At 39.8% G+C, this 8,649-nt stretch carries 14 protein-coding genes; all 14 read right to left on the bottom strand.

The window, feature by feature from the left end:
- Positions 1-11: 11 nt before the first annotated feature.
- Positions 12-1,745 carry a phage terminase large subunit gene (gene terL, locus BN2144_RS15295; RefSeq protein WP_033829102.1) on the bottom strand — a complete coding sequence of 578 codons (1,734 nt, stop codon included), beginning with the start codon at positions 1,743-1,745 and terminating at the stop codon, positions 12-14.
- Between the two features lie 137 nt (positions 1,746-1,882).
- Positions 1,883-2,122 carry a hypothetical protein gene (locus tag BN2144_RS15300; protein WP_033829103.1) on the bottom strand — a complete coding sequence of 80 codons (240 nt, stop codon included), beginning with the start codon at positions 2,120-2,122 and terminating at the stop codon, positions 1,883-1,885.
- A gap of 18 nt (positions 2,123-2,140) precedes the next feature.
- On the bottom strand, positions 2,141-2,401 hold the full coding sequence (locus BN2144_RS15305) for a hypothetical protein (RefSeq protein ID WP_033829104.1): 261 nt from the start codon (positions 2,399-2,401) through the stop codon (positions 2,141-2,143).
- 136 nt (positions 2,402-2,537) lie between these two features.
- Positions 2,538-2,729: a hypothetical protein gene (locus tag BN2144_RS15310; RefSeq protein ID WP_033829105.1), complete on the bottom strand. Its 192-nt coding sequence runs from the start codon at positions 2,727-2,729 to the stop codon at positions 2,538-2,540.
- A gap of 78 nt (positions 2,730-2,807) precedes the next feature.
- The gene (locus BN2144_RS15315; protein WP_033829106.1) at positions 2,808-3,143 is read right to left on the bottom strand and encodes a DUF7222 domain-containing protein; all 336 of its coding nucleotides are present in this window, start codon (positions 3,141-3,143) and stop codon (positions 2,808-2,810) included.
- A gap of 160 nt (positions 3,144-3,303) precedes the next feature.
- A complete protein-coding gene (locus BN2144_RS15320) occupies positions 3,304-3,540 on the bottom strand; it encodes a hypothetical protein (RefSeq protein ID WP_033829107.1) in 237 nt (78 codons plus the stop codon).
- A gap of 144 nt (positions 3,541-3,684) precedes the next feature.
- Positions 3,685-4,014: a hypothetical protein gene (locus BN2144_RS15325; protein ID WP_033829108.1), complete on the bottom strand. Its 330-nt coding sequence runs from the start codon at positions 4,012-4,014 to the stop codon at positions 3,685-3,687.
- A gap of 52 nt (positions 4,015-4,066) precedes the next feature.
- On the bottom strand, positions 4,067-4,282 hold the full coding sequence (locus BN2144_RS15330) for a hypothetical protein (protein WP_033829109.1): 216 nt from the start codon (positions 4,280-4,282) through the stop codon (positions 4,067-4,069).
- An 81-nt stretch (positions 4,283-4,363) separates the two neighbouring features.
- Entirely contained in the window at positions 4,364-4,681 is a 318-nt protein-coding gene (locus BN2144_RS15335) for a DUF2958 domain-containing protein (protein ID WP_033829110.1), read from the bottom strand.
- Positions 4,682-4,825: 144 nt separating this feature from the next.
- On the bottom strand, positions 4,826-5,647 hold the full coding sequence (locus tag BN2144_RS15340; protein WP_033829111.1) for a hypothetical protein: 822 nt from the start codon (positions 5,645-5,647) through the stop codon (positions 4,826-4,828).
- Between the two features lie 150 nt (positions 5,648-5,797).
- A complete protein-coding gene (locus tag BN2144_RS15345) occupies positions 5,798-6,181 on the bottom strand; it encodes a hypothetical protein (protein ID WP_033829112.1) in 384 nt (127 codons plus the stop codon).
- A 185-nt stretch (positions 6,182-6,366) separates the two neighbouring features.
- Entirely contained in the window at positions 6,367-6,690 is a 324-nt protein-coding gene (locus BN2144_RS15350; protein ID WP_033829113.1) for a hypothetical protein, read from the bottom strand.
- 20 nt (positions 6,691-6,710) lie between these two features.
- The gene (locus BN2144_RS15355; protein WP_033829114.1) at positions 6,711-7,589 is read right to left on the bottom strand and encodes a tyrosine-type recombinase/integrase; all 879 of its coding nucleotides are present in this window, start codon (positions 7,587-7,589) and stop codon (positions 6,711-6,713) included.
- A 200-nt stretch (positions 7,590-7,789) separates the two neighbouring features.
- Positions 7,790-8,374 (bottom strand): phBC6A51 family helix-turn-helix protein, encoded by a 585-nt coding sequence (locus BN2144_RS15360; RefSeq protein ID WP_050632342.1) that lies wholly within the window; start codon positions 8,372-8,374, stop codon positions 7,790-7,792.
- Positions 8,375-8,649 lie beyond the last annotated feature (275 nt).

Genomic DNA, 8,649 nt, shown 5'->3' on the forward strand with positions numbered 1-8,649 from the left:
TTATTTGCGTTTTATAGCCCTTTTGGTTTTTTGTAATAAGTTCGACGCTTCATTTTCATACCAATATCGACCGCCATTTGTAACGCGTCGGGTAAGTCGTCGTTTGTTCCATTTGGGAATTGTTCTAATTGTTCTAATAACAAGCGTTGATGACGCATGAATCGCAACGCCCCGTTTTCTACTAACGGTTCAAGCATTTCGATACGTTCTTCTTTCTTCGCCCTTGATACAATCGGTTTTAATTTTGTTCCGTAGATTCCCCGCTTCGTTAGTTGTTCTTTTAACTGACGGTAGAAATCATGTTGAGCCGCGACCGTTTCAATAGCGAAGACTTTCGGGCGATATTTTGCGATTATCTTAATTGCTTGTTCTAACGCTTCGTGGGCTGGAACTTTCTTCGCCCAAGCGTCAACAACGTAGAAAATCCCCGTCCGCTTATCGCGGGCAACGGTAACAATCGCGTTATAGTCGCTTCGGTTGTTCTTACCCATAGCAATATCCCAAGCGGAATAATATTCGAAGAACCGTTTCCTTTCGTGTAGTTCGTCATAATCGAAATAGGTCAATTCGTCGGTTCTGAATATCGCGTTTTCTAGGTCGATTGGTTGGTTCATAAATTCAGAATAGAACGCCCGTGACGTCATATTCGCCTTTTGAACCATTAAATCGAAATAAGTCCAACGACCTTCCCAAAGAACTTTAACGCCCTTGTCCATTTCTTCTTGATTGCGATAATAGAACAATTTCGCGTCGTCCATTCGTTCGGGATTCGAAGCGTCTCGAAGAATCGTTTCGAATTCGTCCCAAAGGTCGCCGCGTTCGGGCGGGCTAACAATAGCCGCGTAAGTTCTTGATTCGAAATCGGCTTTATTTTGGACGTGTTGAAGCAATCCTTCCGCTACGACCGTAGTTCCCATATAAACAAAAGCTGTTCTTTTTGGGTCGCCGATTGGAAGAACAACCTTGTCGAACCAATCAATATTTTTCTCAATAAGTTCTTTCGTGTTTGTGTTTTTACTAGATTCCAAGTCGTCACAAATAACCAAGTCTGGACGGTGTGAACCGTTACGTTTACCCCGTAATTGTTTACCGATAGAAGCCGATTCGACCAACGTTCCTGTATTCGTTAAGAACGCTTCTTGATTGTCTTTTTCGTTTTGCCCCTTGTTGGGTGATAAGATTTCGCCAAAGTCGCGGCGTAACTTTTCGTTGAATTTCAATTCATTACCGACCCATTCAACGAATTTCTTCGCGGCTGAATCGGTTTCCGAAATGATTAGGATATAATAACGCTTTTCAAAAACTACTTGGTGAACGGGGAAAACGTTTGACAAATACGCCGATTTTGCGTGACCCCGTGGGGCTGACCAAGCAATTCGCTTATTTATTTCTTCGTCGGAAACAACGTTCAAGATTCCGCAAAGTTCGTTATGGAAATCGGGTGCGTCTTCGATTGATACGCCCGCGGGAATTAAGTTCCCTTGATTCCCAGGGTTTTTATCTTCGGAAAAATATTCGTAAGCGAAATAAAGAGTATCTGTTTCGCTTCGGTCAATCCGCATTAATGCTTCGAATTCTTCCTTGCGGTCGAACGCTTCCGCCTTTTGGCTTTCGGTCAATTTATTTTGCTTTGAAAGTACGCGGTAAACGTCAAGCATTTCCGCAAGTATTTTGATTCTATTCTGTCGCTTTTCTCGATTGGTGATATACTTACGGGGAATAAGTCCAACAACGCTTTCCGTCATACAATCACCCCTTTTCTGACAAAATAAAAAAGCGTCGTCCCCGCCATTCGGCTAAGGATAACGCTTTGCTATCGTTTACGTCATAAGTATTCAAATAGGTGAAATAACAAGAAAAGCCGCCAAATTTGGCGACTTAATTATTTTTCTTCAAGTTTTTTGAAAATATTTCCGTTATCTTTTATAAGGATTTCGAACCCTTCGTCGTCCCCCGAAATCCTTTCAACCTTAACGGGCGGGACAATTTGAGTAAAATATTCGTCGTGATTCAAATTTATGTTAGCCCCGCGTTCGACTTGTTCCGCGATTCTTTCGGATTTGGCTTCCATTTCTTGAACGACCTCATTTGTTGATTTGCGAATGATTTGAACTAAATACATTTAAAAGACCCCTTTCGATTATTTATTATTTCCGTAAGTATTGACGTATTGTGATTTAGTCATAACGTTAAAATCTATTTCATTGTCGACGTGAAAAATTTCGACTATGTAACGTTTTTTATTTAAGATGATTTCTACGTCGCCCGAACCGTATTCGGCTTTTTCGATAACTCGTTTTAATTGTTGCTCGCTTAACAGTTCCATTGTTTCGTCGTATGAACCAACCGTCATATTCCATTCGTTTATTTTGCTTTCGATTACGGCTTTGTTTGTATTCAAAATGATGTTTTCCCCTTTCATAGATATTGACGATTTCGATTCGATTCGTTATAATTCTAAATTGATTACGAAAACCCCTTTTCGTAGTCTTGTTTACTTGTTTGGCGGACGGGTCGGAAAGCCCGCCGCCTTTAAATTATTCGTTGGGGTTCGTAACCGCTTCGACTAGGCGATTGAATGTTCTTTCCGCCCCGTCCTTCGTATATCCCCAACTTGGTTCGATTGTTGTTGACGTTTGAATTCCGTATTCTTCGCGGCTTTTCTTTTTGATGATTCGAATATCTTTGTCGTTACCATATTCAAATCGTTTAACTATATCGAAATACATTTCATTTTCTCCTTTCGTCGTTTTGATAGTTTAATTATATAGGTTTTTGGGACGGGGTCAAAGCCCCGCCGTTTTTTTTTATTCTTCAATCATTGAAAGTAAATCGGAAGCCCGAACTTCGTAAGCGAACCAAGCTAACTTATTTTTTAGGTCGTCGCTTGGGTCAACTTGGAATTCGTACATTTCGCGTAGTTCCTCGATTTCTTCGTAGTGTTCGTCGAAGAACTGGTGAGTTTGCGAATAGTAAATCATATCTCCGACAACCCCGCTTACGCAACCGAATCGGACAATATCATCAAGAAGAACTTTTGCTTCTTCGTCTTCGTCGACGGATTCGATTACGAAATTTGCGACCTCTGCGATAATTCCTTCACCGTTTGATTGTTCCTTTAAGATTTCGATTACGCTTGCCATTTTAGCATTTCCCCTTTCATAGAATTTGTTTACTTGTTTTCGATAAGGTGTTATCCTTATCTTTAATTATATTATACGACGAATTGTATTTATTGTCAACAAGTTTACGTTTTATTTATAAAAAATTTTATTTAATCGCGGGGACGAAGCCCCGCCGTTCTTATGCTTCGATTCTTTCTTTTCTGTATCTTCTTCGATTCTCACGATAGTATTTGGCGAATTCTTCTAGGTCGAATCCTAACGCTTCAACCGCTTGGTGTACGCCGAGTATTTGCCAATGAGTTTGTTCCGCCAATTTTTCTTCGCCGTGTTGTCTGCAATATCTAGCGGATTTTGATAGTTCGTAACATTCCTTTCCAAGCCTTTCGAAGATTTCGTTTTTGATTGATTCTAACATTTCGATTTCCCCTTTCGTTATGTTGTTTACTTGTTATTGATAAGGCTTAACCTTATCTTCAATTATTATTATACGACAAGTTTATAAAAGTGTCAACAAGTTTACACAAAGAAAATTAAAAAAGACGGAAATTTCGCCCGCCGTTTAGTAGTCTGTATATTCGATTTTTTCGTTTAGTTCAAAGTTAGCCGCTTTGCAAAGTTTGGCGATTGTTTCGTGACCTTTCTTCGCCATTGATTCGGCGTCCGCTAGGTCGTTAGAATAGCCGATTTCGAAAGAACGGCTTCTTACGTCGGTTGTTCCGTCTTCTTGGTCAACGTAGCCGTGAACGAAAATATCCGCTATATAGTAGATTTCGCCTTCGTCGTCGTCTTTTGCGACCTCAACGTGAACGTGACCTTCTTTGAATCGGTTCATGTATTCCGCCATTTCTTGTAATAAGATTCCGATTTCGTTTTCGTGTCTTTCATTCATTGGAAATTCCCCTTTCGTTTATTGAATCGAAGGCGGGAAGCCCCGCCCCGTGTTATTTAGCGTAACGACGATATTTTTTAACGTAACGTCTAACTTCTTGAACGCCTTCGTCTTCGGATTCGTCGCCGTACCATGTATCGCCGCCCGATTGTTCAAGAATCCAATCGCATTGTTCAATAACAAATTTCAAAGTTACATTTTCAACGTCTTCAATTAAAGGTAAAACCTCGCTAGGAATTTCAATTTGCCATTTCTTTTGATTTGCCAATTATATCAATCCTTTCGTTACTATTCTACAATTTTTGCTAATTTTTTGAAAGGGTAGCGGGTCGCCCGCCGCCCGTTGATTTTACAAGTACAATCCTTCGATTTTTAAATCCTTAATCTTTGTTGGCTTAAAGAACAAATCTCGTCTGATTAGTGGGATTCCGTTCGAAGCGTTGATTTCTTCGAGTTCTTCTAATGAGAAATAACCCCATTCAGTTTCCCAACCTTCGACCAATCCGAAGAACAATTTTTCGTTTGGGTCGTATTCGACGCCGTACCAATTCCAACCGTTTGTTATACAGAAGAATTTTACTTGGGCGACCTTTTCGCCTGTTTCGATTTCTTCCGTTTCGTAAAGTTTTGGAAGCCTTTCTTGAATTTCCTTTGTAAGTAGTAGCATGATTTGATTTCCCCTTTCGTTTTGTTTTGTTTACTTGTTGAAGGTCTTTCCTTAACCTTCTGATTATATTATACGACGAATATTTAAAAGTGTCAACAAGTTTACTTAATTATTTTTGAACTTTTTGTAATAGAAACGTCGGGCTTATTCCCGACGCTTCATAATAGTTTCGATTGTTGGTCTTCCGTTCGCGTATCCGTCGATAAAGTACGTTCCGACCTTTTCAACGTAGTTCGAACCGTTTTTGGTAAATCCAACGATTCGAATTTTGCTTGGGTCTTCGTGACCCGTTGCGAACGGTAGATTCATTGTTGCGAAGACTTGGCTTCCGATTGGTAACGTTCCGATTTGCTTCCCTTTACGGTCGTACATTCGAACGCTTTGGATAAGTATCGTTCCGTAGAAGCCTTCCGCGATATAGCGGAAATTTCCTGATTTGAAATTGTGGTCAACTTTGCCGTCCCAACCTGCCGCGATTAGTTCCGAACGGATATAATCGTTAAGCGGAAGCGACTTGGCGAAGATTCCGAAATCGCTTCGGATTCTGTTTTCGTCGGTCGGGGCTTCGCCTTCTTCCGTTAAGTGTTCGGATTCGACCGAATTAACGAATCGGCTTTGGCGTTCGCCATCTTGGATAAGTTCGATTTGTTTTATTTCGTACTTGATAACGTTATATCTTGGTAAGTTCCATTTCGTCGCTGTCTGCGTTATCAACGTTTCTTCGTTGGCTATGAAGAACAAATCGCCTTTTTCCAATTGCCCCGCTTCGTTATCCTTCGCCCTTAAATCGGGTGAGCTTCGAACGGTTAGCGGTGAATTATCAACGAATACTTGAATCGGATAATTGCCGCTTTTGTAACCCTTCGGTTCGCCGCTGATTTCAACCTTTGCTTCGGGTCTTACTGTTTGAAACGCGGCGTAGATTACGACGACCGTTGCAACAATCCTAACGAACCACTTTTCCAAACCTTCACCCCTTTCGTTCTTGCTTACTTGTCGTAAGGTTTTCAACTACCTTACATATATTATTATACGACGAATAGTTAAAAACGTCAACAAGTTTACACCAACAAAATAAAAAAAATAAGGTCGCCGCAATTTACGCGAAGACCTTACTTATACGTTATTCAATTCGGAATAAATATCTTCTAATTTGTATCCGAATAGTCGCGAAATTTCTTCGTTCCAGTTGGAAGATAAGCGAATCGCCAAGTTCTTCAACTCTTCGAAATCTTGACCGTATCGGCTTCCGTTTATTTCGTCGGTGTTATCATAGATAAACTGTAACGTCTGATTTGCGATTTCAATTTCTTCGGCTTGGTCTGCTTCGTTAAACTTTGCGTAAAGTTCGTCTATGACCGTAGAATCGAACGATACAGTTTCGGCGGCTTTGACTTGTACCCCGTCCCCGTTCGTACCCCCTAGCGTAGCAAAGCCAACGACAACAACGCCGATTAATGCAAAGAACGAAATTGTTAAAGCTGAAATAAATTTGTTCATAGACAAATCCCCCTTCAATAATAATTATATTCATTAGTTCGACAAATTCAAGGAAATAAAATAGACGGCGATAGTTTCGCCGCCTTTCGTTGAGTTAGTTGTTTTCCGTAGTAGACGGCTAACATTCGCGTTTGTAATCATGTTTACAATTATGATTATACTCAATTCGTCGCGATTGTCAAACGTCAAATCTTCCAAGTTCGATTAAATATATCAAGGTCGGTCAACGTTTCCTTTCCTTTAAGGGCGTAATAATCGCCGACCGACGTATTTTTATATTCTTCTTTCAGTTGGTCAACGTCTTCTTCGGTCAAACCGTGGGACGGACAAAAGACGCTATAAAAGTAGTTTATCGCTTCCCGATAACCTTGCAATTCGTCGCGGAATCCGCCCAAATCGTCATATGGTAGAACGTCTTTCGCCCTTCCGTATTCTTCCGAAGCCTTTTCAAGACTTTCTTCTAACATTACAATAGATTTTCCAATAAATAATTTGTCTGCTTTATTCATTACAAGTTCCCCTTTCGTAATTAAAAGTCGTATTCTGTTTGCTTCATAGCTTCGCCGATTTCTTTTAGGCTTGGCTCGATATAACGTTTTGACGTATTAACGGATTCGTGACCCGCAACCGTGGCGACAATTTCGATTTTACCCGTTGTATCGGCGATATTCTTTAACGCCGTATGCCGTAATTGGTGAACGGTAAACGTAAAGTTCAAACTATCCGCTAACTTTTTAACGATATGTTGAACCGCCCGCGGCGTCATATGCTCGCTTCTTTCCGTATGGAAGACGTAAGGCGTATTTACCGAACGAAATTGCAACCATTGTTTAACGGCTCGTTGGGTAGCGGGATTGAACGGTACACGACGAAATTTGCCGCCCTTTCCTATAACGTTCATAAATCCGCCCTTGAAATCTAAATCGTCCATTTTTAAATCGCAAAGTTCCGATACACGAAGACCGCAATTTACTAGAACGCTGATAATCGCCCTTTCGCGGAATCGTTTATCTTCGCCCTGCTTCTGTTTGTCGATTGCTTCGAATATCGCTTTGACTTGGTGTCGTTCTAACCATTTGGTATCGTTTTGTTTCGCGATTTTCTTCGACTTGATTCCTTCGGTCGGGTCGTCTTCTCGAATTCCCAATTCGATTAACGTTTGGTAGAATGTTCTTAACGTTTGGATTCGTCGGTTTACGGTGGACGACGCTAACCCCGAACTTTCTAAATGTTGTATATATTTTTTAAGCGTCTTCTTCGGGGCGTCGGCGGGGGTGTCCCCCTGTTGTACCCCCAACCATTTTACATAATTTTTTACGTCGGCAACATAATTTTTAATCGTATTGTTCGACTTACCTTTTTCGTTCATTTTTTCAACGAACAATTCAATTAAGTTTTCGTTGGTCATTCGTTCGATTCCCCTTTCGTTTATTTCGTTTGAAATTATTATACGACAAATAAATTTATTCGTCAATAATTATACGACGAATTATTTTTTAACAACGTTGATAAATCAATATTTTATTTTCGTATGTAAATTAATCTTGTCGTATAAATCGTATTATATGACGAATATATTATAAACAAAAAGGGCGGCGATTATTCGTATTATTCGCCGTCCTTTGCTTGGTCTATTAATGATTTTAGTTCTTCTAATTCGTTCGCCAAATCTTCGTTGTTCTTTTCGTTGCTTGATACTGTTTGTTCGATTTCTTGCTTTTCGACAAGCAATCCGAATAGTTTATAGAATAGTTCTATCGCTTTAACGTTGCCGCTTTCGGCTCTCTTAACGTGGGCTTTTAGCACGTTAGGAATTACCTCTTTAACGTTTTCTAGCGATTGTTCAACGACCGCTTGTTTGAACGTAGGGTCTTTTCTCCAACGGTGTAATTGACGAACTGAAATACCGCTTTGTTCCGCTATTTCTTCGAAGCTGAATCCCGCTTTATTTGGTTGCGACAATAGCCCAATCGCAATTAATTGTTTTTCGCTGAATTGACGTAAATCAACTTTACTCATAACGAAAACACCCCCAAAGTCGAAATTTTTAATCGGACGTCTACGGAAAGCCTTTTGCGGATATTTTATCGTTTCTCCGAATCGTCGTTTTCCGTTATTTTCCGTTATTTTAAAATCGGCTGGAAACCGCATAAAATCAACGTTTTTCAAAGGTCGATATTTTACGTTTTTCAACGTATTTTATCGTTATTTTGACGTATTTTTCGTTAAATTTTCGAATGTCACTTTTGACGATTTTATAACGATTTTCGGACGTCCTTTTATCGCTATTTATCGTTATTTTATCGTTAAATTATTCGTAAGAAACATATACAACGAAATAATAATTCGTAAATCTACGAATCTATAAACGACAATCTATACGAACAATCTTCGATAATCAATAACGAAATAATCAACGTAGTAATTTAACGAAATATCCAACGAATAATATATATATATATATATAT

Origin of the sequence: Bacillus andreraoultii (assembly GCF_001244735.1) — a bacterium.
GTDB lineage: Bacteria > Bacillota > Bacilli > Bacillales > Caldibacillaceae > Caldifermentibacillus > Caldifermentibacillus andreraoultii.